Annotated in this window: 15 protein-coding genes and 1 pseudogene; 10 read left to right on the top strand and 6 right to left on the bottom strand. The window is 57.4% G+C overall.

The window, feature by feature from the left end; all coding sequences use genetic code 11:
• Positions 1 to 62 precede the first annotated feature (62 nt).
• Positions 63 to 836, bottom strand: coding sequence for an SDR family oxidoreductase (locus FXO12_RS04080; protein ID WP_057975786.1), 774 nt, complete (start codon positions 834 to 836; stop codon positions 63 to 65).
• A 184-nt stretch (positions 837 to 1,020) separates the two neighbouring features.
• On the opposite strand from FXO12_RS04080, the gene FXO12_RS04075 reads away from it, so the two are divergent.
• The 3 genes from FXO12_RS04075 to FXO12_RS04065 all read left to right on the top strand — a co-directional run bounded on the left by FXO12_RS04075 (position 1,021) and on the right by FXO12_RS04065 (position 2,371).
• A complete protein-coding gene (locus tag FXO12_RS04075; protein WP_057975785.1) occupies positions 1,021 to 1,374 on the top strand; it encodes a VOC family protein in 354 nt (117 codons plus the stop codon).
• Between the two features lie 51 nt (positions 1,375 to 1,425).
• A complete protein-coding gene (locus tag FXO12_RS04070) occupies positions 1,426 to 1,674 on the top strand; it encodes a DUF6429 family protein (RefSeq protein WP_003191615.1) in 249 nt (82 codons plus the stop codon).
• A gap of 76 nt (positions 1,675 to 1,750) precedes the next feature.
• Entirely contained in the window at positions 1,751 to 2,371 is a 621-nt protein-coding gene (locus FXO12_RS04065) for a LysE family translocator (RefSeq protein ID WP_057975784.1), read from the top strand.
• 223 nt (positions 2,372 to 2,594) lie between these two features.
• Here FXO12_RS04065 and FXO12_RS04060 read toward each other — a convergent pair whose 3' ends face one another.
• Positions 2,595 to 3,110 (bottom strand): GNAT family N-acetyltransferase, encoded by a 516-nt coding sequence (locus tag FXO12_RS04060; RefSeq protein WP_057975783.1) that lies wholly within the window; start codon positions 3,108 to 3,110, stop codon positions 2,595 to 2,597.
• A gap of 259 nt (positions 3,111 to 3,369) precedes the next feature.
• A complete protein-coding gene (locus FXO12_RS04055; RefSeq protein ID WP_057975782.1) occupies positions 3,370 to 4,584 on the bottom strand; it encodes an aldose 1-epimerase family protein in 1,215 nt (404 codons plus the stop codon).
• 104 nt (positions 4,585 to 4,688) lie between these two features.
• On the opposite strand from FXO12_RS04055, the pseudogene FXO12_RS28890 reads away from it, so the two are divergent.
• Together FXO12_RS28890 and FXO12_RS04050 are read left to right on the top strand one after the other, a co-directional pair.
• Positions 4,689 to 4,970: pseudogene (locus tag FXO12_RS28890) on the top strand (hypothetical protein); the annotation flags it as partial.
• A 144-nt stretch (positions 4,971 to 5,114) separates the two neighbouring features.
• Positions 5,115 to 5,810 carry a hypothetical protein gene (locus tag FXO12_RS04050; protein ID WP_232458751.1) on the top strand — a complete coding sequence of 232 codons (696 nt, stop codon included), beginning with the start codon at positions 5,115 to 5,117 and terminating at the stop codon, positions 5,808 to 5,810.
• 178 nt (positions 5,811 to 5,988) lie between these two features.
• Here the strand turns inward: FXO12_RS04050 and FXO12_RS04045 are convergent, their stop codons facing one another.
• Both FXO12_RS04045 and FXO12_RS04040 read right to left on the bottom strand, forming a co-directional pair.
• Positions 5,989 to 7,587, bottom strand: coding sequence for a P-loop NTPase fold protein (locus FXO12_RS04045; protein WP_057975781.1), 1,599 nt, complete (start codon positions 7,585 to 7,587; stop codon positions 5,989 to 5,991).
• 269 nt (positions 7,588 to 7,856) lie between these two features.
• Complete coding sequence (locus tag FXO12_RS04040) at positions 7,857 to 8,750, bottom strand: LysR family transcriptional regulator (RefSeq protein ID WP_057975780.1); 894 nt, start codon at positions 8,748 to 8,750, stop codon at positions 7,857 to 7,859.
• Between the two features lie 94 nt (positions 8,751 to 8,844).
• On the opposite strand from FXO12_RS04040, the gene FXO12_RS04035 reads away from it, so the two are divergent.
• The 4 genes from FXO12_RS04035 to FXO12_RS04020 all read left to right on the top strand — a co-directional run bounded on the left by FXO12_RS04035 (position 8,845) and on the right by FXO12_RS04020 (position 13,797).
• Positions 8,845 to 10,029 carry an MFS transporter gene (locus tag FXO12_RS04035; protein WP_054897361.1) on the top strand — a complete coding sequence of 395 codons (1,185 nt, stop codon included), beginning with the start codon at positions 8,845 to 8,847 and terminating at the stop codon, positions 10,027 to 10,029.
• A gap of 59 nt (positions 10,030 to 10,088) precedes the next feature.
• Entirely contained in the window at positions 10,089 to 10,571 is a 483-nt protein-coding gene (locus FXO12_RS04030) for a VOC family protein (RefSeq protein ID WP_057975779.1), read from the top strand.
• A 686-nt stretch (positions 10,572 to 11,257) separates the two neighbouring features.
• The gene (locus tag FXO12_RS04025; RefSeq protein WP_057975778.1) at positions 11,258 to 12,634 is read left to right on the top strand and encodes a cystathionine beta-synthase; all 1,377 of its coding nucleotides are present in this window, start codon (positions 11,258 to 11,260) and stop codon (positions 12,632 to 12,634) included.
• Positions 12,631 to 13,797 (top strand): cystathionine gamma-synthase, encoded by a 1,167-nt coding sequence (locus tag FXO12_RS04020; RefSeq protein ID WP_019817159.1) that lies wholly within the window; start codon positions 12,631 to 12,633, stop codon positions 13,795 to 13,797. Before FXO12_RS04025 ends, FXO12_RS04020 begins: the two co-directional genes overlap by 4 nt.
• Before the next feature lie 123 nt (positions 13,798 to 13,920).
• Here FXO12_RS04020 and FXO12_RS04015 read toward each other — a convergent pair whose 3' ends face one another.
• The gene (locus FXO12_RS04015; RefSeq protein ID WP_057975777.1) at positions 13,921 to 16,119 is read right to left on the bottom strand and encodes an OsmC domain/YcaO domain-containing protein; all 2,199 of its coding nucleotides are present in this window, start codon (positions 16,117 to 16,119) and stop codon (positions 13,921 to 13,923) included.
• A gap of 164 nt (positions 16,120 to 16,283) precedes the next feature.
• Between FXO12_RS04015 and FXO12_RS04010 the strand changes: the two genes are divergently transcribed.
• Positions 16,284 to 16,862: a cysteine hydrolase family protein gene (locus FXO12_RS04010; protein ID WP_057975776.1), complete on the top strand. Its 579-nt coding sequence runs from the start codon at positions 16,284 to 16,286 to the stop codon at positions 16,860 to 16,862.
• Positions 16,863 to 16,871: the final 9 nt, after the last annotated feature.

The raw sequence follows: 16,871 nt of genomic DNA, 5'->3' as shown, positions 1-16,871 counted from the left end.
TCAATGCTCGGGGGGCACGGATCGATCGGCGCTCACCACGTCTGCGCCTGCGCGTTGACCGTTTACTTGGTGGTGTAGCCGCCATTGATCAAAATTGTCTGGCCAGTCACCCACCAGCCGTCACTCACCAGGTTACGGATGAACGGGACCACATCCTCGATATCTGTCAGGCCCGTGCGCGAGAACGGCGACAGCGCGGCAGCCGTCTTGTGGTAACTGACCGCATCCTCACCTTCGGCCGGGTAGAAGAACGGCGTGTCCATAGGCCCCGGCCCTACTGCCGTGACCGAAATACCCCGAACGCCCAGCTCCTTCGCCGCCGCTCGCGTAAATTGCTCTACCGGCGCCTTGCTGCCGGCATATGCAGCGTAAAAGGGCGTGAAAGCGCCCAGCAGTGAAGTGACAATAGTGCAGATCTTGCCATTGTCATTGAGGTGCTTGCCGGCTTCCTTGATAAAAAAGAACGCAGTCTTGGAATTGACGGCCATCATCTCGTCGTACTCCGCCTCCGTGATTTCAGCCATTGGCTTTTTCAGCACCTTGCCCACGGTATTGATCGCGATGTCCGGCCTGCCGACTGCGGCGACGGCATCGTTGAAGAGTTTTTCCATCGCTCCCGCCGTGGTCAAGTCTGCTTGCAAGGCCACAGCCTTCGCGCCTAGCGCCTCAATTGCGGTGACGGTTGCGTTCGCGTCAGCCTGGCTGGAATCGCTGTTGTAGTGCACGACCACAGCCTTGGCGCCATGCTTGGCCAGATCGCGGGCGATCAACCCGCCGAGGTTCTTCGCGCCACCTGCGATCAGTGCAACCTTGCCATTGATTGAATGATTAGGCATGACAACATTCCTTTAATTGGGAGAAGTACGCCGCCATTCTAGAGTGACCCTCGACAAAGATAAGCACACCTTGGCTGGATGCAGTGTTCAGAGATACTGGCTAATCACAAAGGCCCTATCGATGAATGAAAAGGATGTGAGGTACGCTACACTCCGGCCTTGCACACCGGCCAAGGAAGCCCCCATGAGTACTCGTGGCAGAGACCGACAGATCGACAATATCGAATTCAACGTAAGCGACATTGCCCGCAGCAAAACCTTCTACGGCGCTGCATTCGGCTGGACTTTCGTCGATTACGGCCCCACCTACAGCGAGTTCAGCGATGGCCGGCTCACGGGTGGTTTCACCACCGGCGAGCCTGTGCGGCCGGGCGGCCCGTTGGTTATCGTGTACGCAGATGACTTGGACAGTGTGCAGCAGCGGCTTCAACAGCTGGGAGCGGTGATAACCCGCCAGACATTTTCGTTTCCTGGTGGCAGCCGGTTCCACTTCACCGATCCGGATGGGTATGAGTTAGCGGTGTGGAGTGCTGCGTGATGTTGAGCGTAAACTCAACAGGGTCTGTGTCACTCAAGCGGAGTACCCAATATGGAATACGACGAAAAACTGATTGAGGAAGCCGTACTTGCCCTGCTGACCACCTTCAGCTTTGATAACGGCAACTCATGGAAAGGCCACGACTTTCAAATAATGAACCGACTCCACGAGCAAGGTTTTATCAGTAATCCGGTGAACAAAAACAAATCCATTTGGTTGACGCAGGAAGGCTTGGAACGGGGCAGGCAAATTGCCGATCGGTTGTTTGGCGCGGCACCTGAAGCGCTCGCGGGGCCATAAGCCCAGCCACGGAGTGTTAAACCGCGCTTCATGCGTTTATCCTCAAGACTCCCCGACCTGCCAACCCGGAGCCGCCATGGACCTCGCCACCCTCGCCCTCTTCCTCCCCGCCTGCTTCGCCCTGAACATGGCGCCCGGCCCCAACAACCTGCTGTCGGTGAGCAACGCTACGCGCTACGGTTACCGCACCTCCTGCCTCGCCGGTCTCGGCCGTCTGCTGGCCTTCGCCGGCATGATCGCCCTCGCGTCCGCTGGCTTGGCGGTGGTACTGCAAACCTCGGAGTTGTTGTTCTACGGGATCAAGATTCTCGGCGCGGCGTATCTGTTTTACCTGGCATATCAGCTATGGCGCGCAGACCCGCAGCAGCAGGTGGACACCGCGACGAGCAAGGTAGGCCTGTGGGCCTTGGCGCGGCAGGAATTTCTGGTGGCCGCGGGCAACCCCAAAGCGATCCTGATTTTCACCGCCTTCCTCCCGCAATTCGTGGTGCCCGGCCAACCCATCGCCGCGCAATTTGCCCTGCTGGGTGTGATGTTCCTGGCCTTGGAATGGGTCGCCATCAGCGCCTACGCCTATATGGGCCTGCATATGCGCCGCTGGTTTGCCGAGCCGAAGGGCAAGCGCCTGTTCAATCGCTGCTGCGCGGGTTTGTTGTCAGCGGCCGCGGCGGTGTTGTTGACTGCGCGTAAGGCATGAGTGAGGTGTGAATGCCCCTGTGAAGTTGACCGTCATCGACATCCACCTACCTTCAGTAAGACGCTGCACCTGTGGCGAGGGCGCTTGCTCCCGTGACGACCTGGCAGCCGACGCTGACATAACTGATGCCCCGCGATCCAAATGTGGGAGCTGGCTTGCCTGCGATGACGGCCTGGCAGCCGACAACGATCCCACTGATGCCCAAGTTGCGTAAATACCTAGGCTATCTCAACGGCAAACCATACCTCACCTCCACCAGCGCCACACCGCCCCTCTCCAGATGGCGCTCAGTCCCGGCCTCCTCGACACACCCCGCCCGGCGATAAAATCGAATCGCCCTTTCATTACCGGCCAAGACCCACAGCGTTAAACGCTCATAGCCTTGCGCCAACAGGTCCTGCAAGCCGGCATTCCACAAGGCCCGCCCGACGCCGGTGTGCCAATACTCGGCGAGTACGTAGATGGCCATGACCTCACCTGCAATGGCCTGCACGGCGTCTTCGTCACGGCTGGCGCCCACGGCTATCCAGCCAACCACCTGCTGGCCCACCTCGGCGACCCATACCGTTGACTCACCCGAGGCAATCGAGCGTACCCAATGGGCTTCGCGCCTAGCCAGCGTTGCTTGCAATCCGCTCAAGAACTGGGCAGGCATCAGGTCACGATAGGCGTCTTGCCAACTGCTGATATGCACCTGGGCAATGGCTTTTGCGTCGGTGGGTAATGCTCTGCGAATCATGGAGATGCTCCTGAAATACGGTTATTCCAGTATGCATGCCCGTCGATGACAGAAAGCCCTGCGCTGAACAGGGCCCAATATCAATGCCAACCCCAATGTAGGAGCGAGCTTGCTCGCGAAGAACTTCAACGATAACGCGGGCTTCCTGAGTGAACGCGGCGCCTGTGGTTTTTTCGCGAGCAAGCTCGCTCCTACAGTTGCAGGGCGATTCCGGCGTCGATGAAGAACGCCGGGCCCCGCGTGAAGGCTCCAGCCAATGTCACCCCTTGGTCAGATCCACCAAAGGCGTCTGCCGCACCTCAGTCTCCCGCCCACCCTGAATCTCGCTGACCTGCTTCAAGGCCTTTTCAACAGCCGCCTTATCCGCCAACAAGCTGTAGCTGATACGGAACTGCTTATGTTCCTTCGCCCCGATCGTAGGCACCAGGTTCAATGGCCGCTGATAACGACGGTTGTACGAAAAACTCGTCCCCGGCTCCAACCCCGTGACATAGCCCTGCCCTTGGGTATCAGTGTTCTTCCACAGGGAAAACACCGGCAGTGTCTGCGTATTGAAGCCAACCGAAACCCCCAGGCTGCCGGCCTTGTTATGCAGCACGGTCAAGGTATCGCCCTTGGCATCGGCATACGGCACCACGTTGTAAACCGTTTCGTCATAGTCCTTGGTCGGCGCACGGTAGGTTTGCCAGTCGGCCAGTTCGCCCTTGGCCTTGTCGTTGAACGGCGACACCTGCTTCACCGGCGCAACGAAACGCGCGCCCTGCTCCAGGAACGGCGTGCTGAAGTTACTGTGATACAGCGCCTGGTATTCCTTCGGATAATCGCCATTGTTGGTCAGCATGTCGTTGAGGGCGAACACCACACTGCCAGGCTCGGTGACCAGTTCGGTCGCAACGGAGAAATCGACCTTCTTGAACGCCTGCTCTTTCAGCTCGCCGCGCAGGGTGATGGCGTACGGCGGTTTTTCATCGATATGCAGGGTGACTTTATTCGCAGGAATATTGGCGGCCCGACCGTGCAGGGTCAGCAGTTCGCCGTTGTCGATGCCAGGATGCCCAACCCACTCGTAGCCGCAACGGGTGACCAGCTCATTGAACCCTTCCAACCAACCCAGACCACCACGGCCATTGAGCTCGATAAAGGACGGATTTACCACTTCCTTGACCGGCGAATCCCAGCCCATGCGCACATCGCCGACCGACGCCTGCAACACGTTCATGCCACGAGTCGGCACTACCGAGAGCTTCATCGTGCCGTTGTCGATATCCACGATGCTCACACCCTCCTGCCGACCACCGTGCAGGGTGCGCAGGGTAACGCTGAAGGGCTTGTCGGTTTGGATGCCGAGCTGCTGGCTGGTGACCTGCCAGTTCTGGGCGGCTTTGTCGGTATCGAGCAGCACGTAATCCCAGGCTAGGGCTTGGGAGGCGGCAGAGAATGCGCTGAGGGCAACGAGGAGTTTGAGCGGGGTCATGGCGGTGGCCTTTATTGGAGTTGTTTGCGTTTTATAAACTCGATGAAACGTTTCAGCAAGCTTAAAAAGCGAGACGGCGCGGGGAAATGCCAGGGAGGAGGTGAGACTCGCAAGCACCGCTCGAGATGCTGCAAGCAATATGGCTGACTCTCGTATTCGTACCGTGACTCAAGTATTGGAAAACATCGTTTTTCGGGGTGAGGTGGAGGCTGACTGCGTGGTGCTTTCGGATTTTTGCCCGGTTGCTGGTGATACTGTTGCGGGACGGGTGTGATTTGATGGAGGCTATTGGGCGACAGTTGCTGGAAGGTTTTGGAGGTAAAACTGGGTACTTCTGTGGGCCACAAACGTCTAAAAGCGGACTGCTTTTCTTTCTTCACAACTAATAATGTGGATGTAGTGTCATGCTTGAGAAAGCAAGAGACACTGAAGATGTTAAGCTCGAATCAGTCCATCATCTCGAAGAACGATAAACCATAACGGCATGGTGGAAAAATCTCAGAATAAGTGCACTTAACGTAGGGAAGCCCATGACTATAAAATTATCTATCAGCATGTCCTCAAGGCATTATCTATCAATAACACATCTATCAGCGGCTGCACTCTTCTCCCAGCGGGCAGCCACGCTTGAACCAATACTCACTCTCGGTGATTCTGCTTCGAATGAGGGGCTCCGCGAGCACACGGCATGCGTGGTTACCAGTATCATGCTTTCAGTTGCGTTCTTAGAGGCAGCGATCAACGAGCTGTGGGCTGACTGCAGTGAAGGTTTTGATCCAGTCCGAATAGAAGGGCTTGAGAACAGCGGAGTAATGGCAACTTTATGGAGGAGGTCGTCGCTCAAACGATCGACAATGCTTGAGAAATTTGAACTGGTACTTGAGTTAAATGGAAAGCCGAGAATACCGAGAGATGCCAAGCCGTATCAGGACGTAAAGCTCCTAATCGATCTCCGTAATGCGCTGGTTCATTATGAGCCAGAGACAATATTAAACTTTAGCGATAGCAATGAAAATAAGGAGCATAAGTTCGAGAAAAAACTACGCGGACGGTTTGAGCTTAATAGGCTGACCGGACTTGGAAACCCCTTTTACCCCGACAAAGTGCTCGGGGCGGGCTGTGCTCGCTGGGCAACAGCAAGCGCCGTCGCGTTTGCAGATACTTTTTTTGAGAAACTTGGCCTCCCATGTATGTACGACCATGTCCGCAGCACATATGGAATTTAGCTGGAGCTAGTTATTAAATAAAGCTGATTAGACGCTGAGTAAGTTTTCTCAGCGTTCAATTCAAAGACAAAAAGGGGACAACGTTATTTAAATATCGATAGACCTGTCCCTTTTTGTATACTTTCGTCCTAAACCATCGCAAGCCAACTGATGTCCGACATCGTTCGATTTATGCTTTTTAAATTTTGCGCAGTTTCAATTCTCGGTACAAGATTTTCCCTAGTCTCGTGTCGGGGGCGGTTGTCGAAATATTTTTACAAGCAGCGATAAAGTTTTCCTGCGCGGAGCGCCAGTAGCTCTCACGCTTTTCTCCCAAACGAAAGTGCAATTCAAAGAAGTCTTTGAGTTCAGCGGTTGTTAGTGACATTAGTGTCGCCTCGTATTCTAAAAAAGTGGAGCTTGATAAAGTGTTAATTTCCTTTTGGGTAAGTTGACTTTTCAATAAATAGTTCTGGACTGCGTCTTTTAAAGACAAAATATTTTCTTTTGGGGGGTTCAGCTTGGCTTTTAGTTCCCACAGTCTCTTCGGCACTCGCTCTCGGTACACATATTCAAGTTTTTTGTAAGCGTCAGCATCACCTTCAGCCTCCTTCAGCCAAGCGGACAATGAGCTCTCCGCCTCTTTACTATACCCGTGTAGTTGAAGATCATCGAAAAGCCTTACAATTTGGCCCGCATCTAATCTATATATGTCTTTCCTCAAAGACTGCAAAAATGATTGAACATGACTTTCCGTCTGTTCAAGGTTCCAGTAAAGTTCCGTGGTAAAGGCCTCAAGTCTGTTTTGGAATTCAGCTCTTTGGACATTTTCTTTCAATGGCTTGAAAAACAGAGCCATATCCTCATGCCCTGTGACGCCAAGCCTGAAGTAGTCGATTGCCAACTCGGAAAATTTATTTGCCCGTATGGAAAATTTGTTAATCATTACGTTCCACTCTTCATTTTCAGACTCTTGTGGCTGCATGAAAATGTGATTGGCCAAATAGTCCAGCGTCAGTCCATTACTGAAGCCACGAAAATAGCAGATACCCAAAAATATCACTGTTGGTATGTAAGCCCTGTATAGGCTTTCCGGCAGTGAGTTCTGCTTGGGCATGATCTCGACCAGGGCCTGTAGCGTCTTCTTAATGATCCTTATGTTTTTTATTTTGTGCTCTGCGAAAACCTCTTTCGCTATAGCAATCAAAGGAGTATTGAGACCGTCCGCTGCTATTTTAAAGCTATCTTCCGGTGACGGATTCAAGGCGATTTCTTTATCAATTATTTTTTCATGAAGGCCTTGCCATAGCTGCTTATCCTCCATGCTATCCGTATTCAGTATTAACAGGAACTTTGCCCCGTATTTCCCGGCACATTCATTGATCAAACCTAAAATTTCACTTATTTCAAGGGATTTATTTTTTCTTTCAATATCATCAATGACGATCGTTTTCCCTTTCACCATTTGGGGCAAAAGAGTTAGCGCTGCATCACTTATACTCAAACCAAGGAATTTTTTAGGGATAGCCTCAAGGACGCTTATAGCACTAGCCGCGAAATCCTTCGTCTTACCATTGATGAGCTTTACGCTATCCTGAAATAATTTTATTTTGATATCTTCTACGCTTTTCACACCAAATGCTGAAATTTCCAAAATATCTTTGCTTTTAGGGCTCAATGTCTGCCACAAATGGGTTTTACCTGTTCCCCACTTGCCGGTAAGCGCTATAACCTTATATGCCGGATTCGATAACGCGTTCTGAAGTGCGTCTGCTGCTGTCTGGATCGAAGTCTTCATAATTTCCAGTATTCAGATAGAGTCAAGATGATATCAAAACGCCTTCTACGACATCGGTAGTCATTTTGTCAATCATTTGGCCAATCGCCGGATGTCCTTGCGCCCTCCTATCACCAGCTTCTTGGTCTCCCGTGAGGGTTTGCTGATGACTCAAATGAAGAGCTGGTGTGGGTTGATAGCATTCATATGCGAATCATCTCCTGCTTAATAGACCGTTGAACGCCCGCTTTGACGCCCGAATTCGCCGCTCCTCCTCCTCTCGCATCTCCTCAACTACCACACCTCTCCACCAAAAAATCCACAAACGCCCTAACCCGCGCCGGCATCGCCCCTCCCCCCACAAACACCGCATGAATCGGCTCCACATCCCCAGGATTAAACTTCTCCAGCAACACCACCAACTCCCCCCGCCTCACCTCCTCCACCACACTAAACGCCCCAATCCTCGCCACCCCCGCCCCCAGCTTCGCCAACTGCGCCAATGCCTCACCACTATTCCCCTCAATCGTCCCCGCCACCTTCAACGAAAACTCCCGCCCCTCCACCCGAAACGGCCAATCCGGCGCCGCTCTACGGAAGTTGAAGCGCAGGCAGTTGTGTTGCAGTAAATCCTGCGGCGTCACGGGGGTGCCATGCCGTGCCAGGTACTCCGGTGAAGCAACGATAACCTGCCCGGTAGAGCCGATAAGGCGAGCAGTCAGGGGGCTGTAAGCAAGGGGTCCGAAGCGGATGGCGACATCGGCTTGGCCGCCGAGAATATCCACGACTTCATCGCCGAGCATCAGGTCGACGACGATGGCGGGATAGCGGGCGCTGAAGGCGGCGATCAGGGGGACGATGGTCATGCGGCCGTGGGCAAATGCGGCGCTGACGCGCAGGCGTCCGCGTGGGGCGCCCTGGTCGGTGATGGCATCTTCGACTTCGGCCATGTCGGCGAGGATGCGTCGGGCGCCGCGCAGGTAGGCTTCGCCTTCGGCGGTGAAGGTGATGGCGCGGGTGGTGCGCAGTAGCAGACGGGTGCCGATGCGCTGTTCGGTGCGGGTAATGATGCGGCTGATGGCCGATGGGGTCAGCGCCAAGGCCCTGGCCGCGCCCGACAGGCTGCCGTGCTCGGCGACCATGGTGAACACTTCCATCTCTCCCGAACGCCCGCCGATGTCCATTTGTGCCTCCTGCGCAAAGCTGTAGTTCCCAACCAAGGGCTACTGCTGCAAAAGGCAGGATTGTAGCATTTGGCTCACAGATGAGGAGTCACCCATGCGTATCAATCCCCCCCTTGTAGCATTGTCCGTCGGTGCCTTTGGCATCGGGGTCACAGAGTTTGCACCTATGGGCATGTTGCCCGGTATCGCCGCTGATCTTGATGTCTCCATTCCCGCTGCGGGGCTGTTGGTAAGCGCCTACGCCATGGGCGTGTTGATTGGCGCGCCGATCATGACCCTGGCGACGGCCAGGGTGCCCCGCCGTTATCTGCTGATAGGGCTGATGGCGATTTTTACCCTGGGTAATTTGCTGTCGGCGTTGGCCAGCAACTACCAGACATTGATGATCGCCAGGCTGGTGACGTCGCTCAATCACGGAGCGTTCTTTGGGATTGGCTCGATCGTGGCCGCAAGCCTGGTGGCGCCCGAGAAACGCGCGGGGGCCGTGGCGGCGATGTTCATGGGGCTGACCCTCGCAACCATTGGCGGCGTGCCCCTGGCGACCTGGTTTGGCGAGAACTTTGGTTGGCGCACCGCGTTCTGGGGCATCAGCGGGCTTGGCGCGGTGGTCATGGCAGCGCTGTGGTGGGCCCTGCCCAATACTCCCGCGCCCAAGGGTGGCGGCCTGATGGCGGAAATCCGTGTGCTGGGGCGCGGGCCGGTGCTGGCCGCGCTGGCCCTGACCGTGGTGGGCTCGAGTGCGATGTTTACGGTATTTACCTACATCGCTCCGATTCTGCGCGATGTCACCCACGCTTCGACCAACTTCGTCACGGGGATGCTGGTGCTGTTCGGAATCGGGCTCACCCTGGGCAATGTGTGGGGTGGCAAGTCAGCGGACCGCTCGGTGGACCGCACCTTGATCATCTCGCTGGTGGTGTTGATTGCTGTGCTGTTGGCCTTTTCGGTGCTTATGCAATGGCCGCTGCCCGCCGCGTTGTCGATCCTGCTGTGGGGCGCTGCCAGTTTTGCCCTGGTGCCGCCGTTGCAGATGCGGGTGATGGAGGCCGCAAAGGATGCGCCCAACCTGGCTTCGGCGATGAACATCGGTGCATTCAATTTTGGGAATGCAATTGGTGCGGCATTGGGAGGTGCAGTGATCAATGCCGGGCTCGGCTACCCGGCCATTTCCCTGGCAGGCGCACTGATGGCGGGCCTGGGCTTGCTGATGGTATTGGGGCTGAGCTGGCGTTCGCGGCGGGCCGACTCACGCGCTGGCCGGGAGGCGGTGCAAGCCTGAGTAGTGTTGCAGGTTGTTCGTCTAGACTTCATGCACCTTTCAACCCGAGGAGCCTTGCGATGAACAACAAAAATACGATCTGCCTCTGGTACAACGGCGATGCTCTGGAGGCAGCGACCTTCTACGCCAACACCTTCCCCGACAGCGAAGTAAAGGCCGTACACCGTGCGCCTGGCGACTACCCGGCTGGCAAGCAGGGCGATGAGTTGACCGTGGAATTCACCGTGCTGGGTATCCCCTGCGTGGGTCTCAATGGCGGCCCCCTGTTCAAGCACAGTGAAGCGTTTTCCTTTCAGGTGTCTACCGAGGATCAGGAGGAAACCGACCGTTTGTGGCATGCCATCATCGACAACGGTGGGCAGGCGAGCGCTTGCGGTTGGTGCAAGGACAAGTGGGGGCTGTCGTGGCAGATCTCGCCGCGGGTGTTGGTCGATGCAGTTACCAGTAAAGATCCTGCCGTCGCCAAGCGCGCATTTGAAGCGATGATGACCATGACCAAAATCGACATCGCTGCCATCGAAGCCGCCATTGCCGGAAACTGAACGGTGGGAGCGCTCGAGCCTTGGCGAGGCCGCGATGGCGGTGGGTCAGGCAGCGTAAATGCCAACAGCACCACCGCCATCGCAGCATAGGTATCTACACAACTTTGTGGGTTGTAACAGCAGACGGCAACCACGATGCGAAGCGAGTCGCTCTTGATCTTAGGCGCCCCGTTAAACCGCGCTGGCGGATTACGGGCACACCGAGCCTAGGCGAGGTGCCGAGTGGTGGGGCAAGAGCGTTTTGCTTACTTTGGCCTGGGCCGGCATCCCGGCTTTTGCAAAGTGAGCCGCCGTCAGGGCGGAACCATCGGTGGCCGTTACCTTAATAATGGATATGTACTCGGTCAAATCCAATATTCCGGTCGGCTGGCAGACCGCCTTCGCAGGCAAGCCAGCTCCCACATTTGAATCGCGGCGCGTTAGTTAGATCGACGCCGGTTGTCAGGCCGTCACGGGAGCAAGCTAGCTCGCCACAGGTTCAGCGTCGCACCAAATTTGTGTAGATACCTATGACCATCGCAGGCAAGCCAGCTCCTACCTCTGGATTGCGCGCCCTCCCCCATGCGGCAAAAAAAGTCATACAACGGACGCCCGGTTGCGACACCGTCAATACCGGCCTATGTTCCAAGCCATGCTGTTTTTTTGCTGTCCCCCGCCCTGCGCCCATCCCGTAACCAGGAGACGACATGCCCACCCCTTCACGCCCCGCTGTACTCGAACTGATCGGCAATACCCCGCTGGTCAAGGTCAGCCGCTTCGATACCGGCCCCTGCACGCTGTTTCTCAAGCTTGAATCGCAAAACCCCGGCGGTTCCATCAAGGACCGCATCGGCCTGGCGATGATCGACGCCGCTGAACGCGACGGTCGCTTGCGCCCGGGCGGTACCATCATTGAAGCCACCGCCGGCAATACCGGCCTGGGCCTGGCGCTGGTGGGCCGGGCCAAGGGTTACCGGGTGGTGTTGGTGGTGCCCGACAAGATGTCCACGGAAAAAGTGCTGCACCTCAAGGCCATGGGCGCCGAGGTGCATATCACCCGCTCCGATGTGGGCAAGGGCCATCCCGAGTATTACCAAGACGTGGCGGCACGGCTGGCCAAGGATATTCCAGGCTCGTTCTTCGCCGACCAGTTCAATAACCCGGCCAACCCCTTGGCCCACGAGACCAGCACCGCGCCGGAGATCTGGGCGCAGACCCAGCACGACGTGGACGCCATTGTGGTGGGCGTCGGCTCGGCCGGCACCCTCACCGGTTTGACGCGGTTCTTCAAGCGCGTGCAACCCGAACTGGCCATGGTGCTGGCCGACCCGGTCGGTTCGGTGATGGCCGAATACAGCCGCAGCGGCAAGCTGGAAACCCCTGGTTCCTGGGCCGTGGAAGGTATTGGCGAAGACTTCATCCCTTCGATTGCCGACCTGTCCAGCGTGCGCCACGCCTACTCCATCAGTGATGCAGACAGCTTCGACCACGCCCGCCAATTGCTCAAGGCCGAAGGCATACTCGGCGGCTCATCCACCGGCACACTGCTCGCCGCGGCCTTGCGCTACTGCCGCGAGCAAACCGACCCCAAGCGCGTGGTCACCTTCGTCTGCGACACCGGTACGCGCTACCTGTCGAAGGTTTACAACGACCAGTGGATGAACGACGCCGGCCTTTTGCAGTACAAGCACTACGGTGACCTGCGCGACCTGATCGCGCGCCGCTTCGAAGACGGCCGCGTGATCAGCGTAAGCCCCGACGACACCCTGCTCACCGCCTTCCAGCGCATGCGCCTGGCGGACGTGTCGCAACTGCCGGTGCTGGTCGATGGCCAGACCCTGGTGGGCGTGATCGACGAGTCCGACATCCTGCTGGGCCTGCACCACGACGCCGCAGATTTTTCCATGACCGTCGCCAGCGCCATGACCAACACCCTGCACACCCTGGCCCCCAACGCCAGCCTGGCCGAACTGCAGGCTGAACTGGATCGCGGCCTGGTCGCCATCATTGCCGACGCTTCAGGCTTTCATGGCCTGATCACCCGCGTCGACCTGCTTAACCACCTACGGAGATCCCTTGCATGAGCCAGCCCGATAAAAGCGCGTTTGCCACCCGTGTGATCCACGCCGGGCAGTCACCCGACCCGACCACGGGCGCGCTGATGCCGCCGATCTACGCCAACTCCACCTACCTGCAAGACAGCCCCGGCGTACACAAGGGTTTTGACTATGGCCGCTCCCATAACCCCACGCGTTTCGCCCTGGAACGCTGCGTGGCCGACCTTGAAGGCGGCAGCCAGGCATTTGCGTTTGCCTCGGGGCTGGCGGCGATCTCCACCGTGCTGGAACTGCTGGATGCTGGCGCGCATATCGTCTCGGGCAATGACCTGTACGGCGGCACTTTCCGGCTGTTCGACAAAGTGCGCCAGCGCAGTGCCGGGCACCGTTTCAGCTATGTCGACCTCAGCGACTTGTCGGCGTTTGAAGCGTCATTGCAGGACGACACGCGCATGGTCTGGGTCGAAACCCCAAGCAACCCGCTGCTGAGCCTGACCGACCTGCGCGCCGTCGCCCGCATCTGCCGTGCCCGCGGGATTATCTGCGTGGCCGACAATACCTTTGCCAGCCCCTGGATCCAGCGCCCGCTGGAGTTGGGCTTCGACATCGTGGTGCACTCCACCACCAAATATCTCAATGGGCATTCTGATGTGATCGGTGGTATCGCTGTTGTCGGTGACAACGCTGAACTGGCCGAACGCCTGGGTTTCCTGCAAAACTCCATCGGCGCCATCGCCGGGCCGTTCGATGCCTTCCTGACCCTGCGCGGGGTAAAAACCCTGGCGCTGCGCATGGAGCGCCATTGCAGCAATGCCCTGGACCTGGCCACCTGGCTGGAGCAACAGCCGCAAGTGTCACGGGTTCACTACCCGGGCCTCAAATCCCACCCACAGCACGACCTGGCGAAACAGCAGATGCGCGGCTTTGGCGGGATGATTTCAGTGGACTTGAACAGCGACTTGGCCGGCGCGACGCGCTTTCTGGAAAACGTGAAGATCTTCGCCCTGGCCGAGAGCCTGGGGGGCGTGGAAAGCCTGATCGAGCACCCGGCGATCATGACCCATGCCAGCATCCCGGCGGCGACGCGAGCGCAATTGGGGATTGGCGATGGGCTGGTGCGCTTGTCGGTGGGGGTTGAAGATGTGGAGGATTTGCGCGCCGATCTGGCGCAAGCCTTGGCCCACATCTAACTCAATTTGATCGTTCCCACGCTCCGCGTGGGAACGCATCCGGTGACGCTCTGCGTCACGCTTGGGGACGCAGAGCGTCCCTGACTGCATTCCCACGCGGAGCGTCGGAACGATCATTGTGTATCAGCCTTGGGTGATGTTGGCCCGCGCCGCATGCAGCTTCTTGTAGCTGTCGATCAAGCGCAAATGCCGGTCCAGGCCTTCCAGCTTCATGCTGGTCGGCGTCAGCCCATAAAAGCGCACACTGCCGTCAACCGAACCGATCACCGCGTCCATGCGCTCATTACCGAACATGCGCCGGAAGTTGGCCTCGTAGTCAGCCAGCTCGAGGTCATCATCCAGTTCCATCTCCAGCACCGCGTTCATCGCCTGGTAAAACAGGCCGCGCTCAACGGTGTTGTCGTTGTACTGCAGGAACATCTCTACGCATTCCTTAGCCTCTTCATACTGCTTCAGCGCCAGGAAGATCAGCAGTTTCAGCTCCAGGATGGTCAACTGGCCCCACGCGGTGTTGTCGTCGAACTCAATGCCAATCAACGTAGTGATATCGGTGTAGTCGTCCAGCTCACTTTCTATCAGGCGCTCGACCAACGCCTGCAGCTCCTCCTCGCTGAGGCGATGCAGGTTGAGGATGTCTTCGCGGAAAAACAGCGCCTTGTTGGTGTTGTCCCAGATCAGGTCATCCACCGGATAGATTTCCGAGTAATCCGGCACCAGGATGCGGCAGGCAGTAGCGCCCAGGTGCTCATACACCGCCATGTACGACTCTTTGCCCATGCCTTCGAGGATGCCGAACAGCGTGGCGGCTTCCTGGGCATTGGAGTCTTCGCCCTGGCCGGAGAAGTCCCACTCGACGAATTCATAATCCGACTGGGCACTGAAGAAGCGCCACGACACTACGCCGCTGGAATCGATAAAGTGCTCGACGAAGTTGTTCGGCTCGGTGACCGCCTGGCCTTCGAAGGTCGGCTGCGGCAGGTCGTTCAAGCCTTCGAAGCTACGGCCTTGCAGCAGCTCGGTGAGGCTGCGTTCCAGCGCCACTTCCAGGTTGGGGTGCGCGCCGAACGAAGCGAACACGCCGCCGGTACGCGGGTTCATCAAGGTCACGCACATCACCGGGAACTCACCGCCCAGGGACGCGTCCTTGACCAGCACCGGAAAGCCCTGGGCTTCCAGGCCTTCGATACCCGCCAGGATGCCCGGGTACTTGGCCAGCACTTCGGCGGGTACGTCCGGCAGCGCAAATTCGCCTTCGATGATTTCGCGCTTCACCGCTCGCTCGAAAATCTCCGACAGGCACTGCACCTGGGCTTCGGCCAAGGTGTTGCCGGCGCTCATGCCGTTGCTCAGGTAGAGGTTTTCGATCAGGTTGGACGGGAAATACACCACCTCGCCATCGGACTGACGCACGAACGGCAGCGAGACAATGCCACGGGCTTCGTTGCCGGAGTTGGTGTCGAACAGGTGTGAACCACGCAGCTCGCCCTCGCGGTTGTAGACTTTCAGGCAGTAGGCATCGAGGATTTCACTCGGCAGCTCATCGTTGGGGCCCGGCTGGAACCAACGTTCGTCCGGGTAATGCACGAACGGCGCGTTGGCCAGGTCCTCGCCCCAGAACTGGTCGTTGTAGAAGAAGTTGCAGTTCAGACGCTCGATGAACTCACCCAGCGCCGACGCCAGCGCGCCCTCTTTGGTCGCGCCTTTGCCGTTGGTAAAGCACATCGGTGAATGGGCGTCGCGGATATGCAGCGACCACACGTTGGGCACGATATTGCGCCACGAGGCAATCTCGATCTTCATGCCCAGGCCCGCGAGAATCGCCGACATGTTGGCGATGGTCTGCTCCAGCGGCAGGTCCTTGCCGGCAATGTAGGTGCCTGCTGCGGACGTGGAGTTGGGCATCAACAGCGCCTGGGCATCGGCGTCGAGGTTGTCGACTTCCTCAATCACGAATTCCGGCCCGGCCTGCACCACCTTCTTCACGGTGCAGCGGTCGATGGAGCGCAGGATGCCTTGGCGGTCCTTGTCGGAGATATCTGTGGGCAATTCGACCTGGATCTTGAAAATCTGGTTGTAGCGGTTTTCCGGGTCGACGATGTTGTTCTGCGACAGGCGAATATTCTCGGTGGGAATATTGCGCGTCTGGCAGTACAACTTCACAAAGTACGCCGCACACAACGCCGACGAAGCCAGGAAGTAGTCGAATGGCCCCGGTGCCGAACCATCGCCCTTGTAGCGGATGGGCTGGTCGGCAATGACCGTGAAGTCATCGAACTTGGCTTCAAGCCGAAGGTTGTCGAGAAAGTTGACCTTAATTTCCATGCGGGCACACCAGAATAACGAGCTAAACAAATTGGCCGCCATTATGAAGCGTTTCGCCGGGAAGTCTCAGGGTTTTGCGTATGGGCTGCTGATCAGTGCTAACGTCCGCCCTGTGGGAGCGCGTTGCTCCAGTTAGATAATGCTCACCACTGCCAGGACAGGCCATGGAACCGATAGCGCCGAACGCCGCACTGTTGATCATCGATATGCAAAAAGGCATGGCCGATCCCACCCTTGGCCGCCGCAACAACCCAGACGCTGAGCAGCACATACAGCAATTGCTCAATGCCTGGCGCCAGGCGCAACGCCCGATCATTCATGTGCGGCATATCTCCCGCTCTGGCGCTTCGGTGTTCCGGCCAGGCCAGCCCGGCTGTGAGTTCCAGGATGCGCTGCACCCTCTGGCCCATGAGCATGTGGTGGAAAAAAACGTACCGGATGCATTCAGCGCCACGGGCCTGGAGCGCTGGCTGCACCTGCGCTCGATCCAGCAGTTGGTGATCGTCGGGGTCATCACCAACAATTCAGTGGAATCCACCGCACGCTCGGGCGGCAACCTGGGGTTCGACGTGATCGTGGCGGCGGATGCGTGTTTTACCTTCGATCAAACCGACTTGTCGGGACGGCTGTGGGCCGCAGAGGATGTGCATGCGTTGTCGCTCAGTAACTTGGCGATGGACTATGCAAGGGTGTTCAATACCGGGGAAATATTAGATCCATGTAACCCGCGATGCGCTTTTTGATGCAATGCT

The organism is Pseudomonas sp. J380 (assembly GCF_009827115.1).
GTDB lineage: Bacteria > Pseudomonadota > Gammaproteobacteria > Pseudomonadales > Pseudomonadaceae > Aquipseudomonas > Aquipseudomonas paracarnis.
The sequence above is the reverse complement of the archived record's forward strand: the minus strand, read 5'-3'. Positions and strand labels throughout refer to the sequence as shown.

What these genes read in the sequence shown, in the direction of transcription:
- FXO12_RS04080 (WP_057975786.1), bottom strand. Translation starts at nt 836, where the DNA reads ATGCCTAATCATTCAATCAATGGCAAGGTTGCACTGATCGCAGGTGGC.
- FXO12_RS04075 (WP_057975785.1), top strand. Translation starts at nt 1,021, where the DNA reads ATGAGTACTCGTGGCAGAGACCGACAGATCGACAATATCGAATTCAAC.
- FXO12_RS04070 (WP_003191615.1), top strand. Translation starts at nt 1,426, where the DNA reads ATGGAATACGACGAAAAACTGATTGAGGAAGCCGTACTTGCCCTGCTG.
- FXO12_RS04065 (WP_057975784.1), top strand. Translation starts at nt 1,751, where the DNA reads ATGGACCTCGCCACCCTCGCCCTCTTCCTCCCCGCCTGCTTCGCCCTG.
- FXO12_RS04060 (WP_057975783.1), bottom strand. Translation starts at nt 3,110, where the DNA reads ATGATTCGCAGAGCATTACCCACCGACGCAAAAGCCATTGCCCAGGTG.
- FXO12_RS04055 (WP_057975782.1), bottom strand. Translation starts at nt 4,584, where the DNA reads ATGACCCCGCTCAAACTCCTCGTTGCCCTCAGCGCATTCTCTGCCGCC.
- FXO12_RS04050 (WP_232458751.1), top strand. Translation starts at nt 5,115, where the DNA reads ATGACTATAAAATTATCTATCAGCATGTCCTCAAGGCATTATCTATCA.
- FXO12_RS04045 (WP_057975781.1), bottom strand. Translation starts at nt 7,587, where the DNA reads ATGAAGACTTCGATCCAGACAGCAGCAGACGCACTTCAGAACGCGTTA.
- FXO12_RS04040 (WP_057975780.1), bottom strand. Translation starts at nt 8,750, where the DNA reads ATGGACATCGGCGGGCGTTCGGGAGAGATGGAAGTGTTCACCATGGTC.
- FXO12_RS04035 (WP_054897361.1), top strand. Translation starts at nt 8,845, where the DNA reads ATGCGTATCAATCCCCCCCTTGTAGCATTGTCCGTCGGTGCCTTTGGC.
- FXO12_RS04030 (WP_057975779.1), top strand. Translation starts at nt 10,089, where the DNA reads ATGAACAACAAAAATACGATCTGCCTCTGGTACAACGGCGATGCTCTG.
- FXO12_RS04025 (WP_057975778.1), top strand. Translation starts at nt 11,258, where the DNA reads ATGCCCACCCCTTCACGCCCCGCTGTACTCGAACTGATCGGCAATACC.
- FXO12_RS04020 (WP_019817159.1), top strand. Translation starts at nt 12,631, where the DNA reads ATGAGCCAGCCCGATAAAAGCGCGTTTGCCACCCGTGTGATCCACGCC.
- FXO12_RS04015 (WP_057975777.1), bottom strand. Translation starts at nt 16,119, where the DNA reads ATGGAAATTAAGGTCAACTTTCTCGACAACCTTCGGCTTGAAGCCAAG.
- FXO12_RS04010 (WP_057975776.1), top strand. Translation starts at nt 16,284, where the DNA reads ATGGAACCGATAGCGCCGAACGCCGCACTGTTGATCATCGATATGCAA.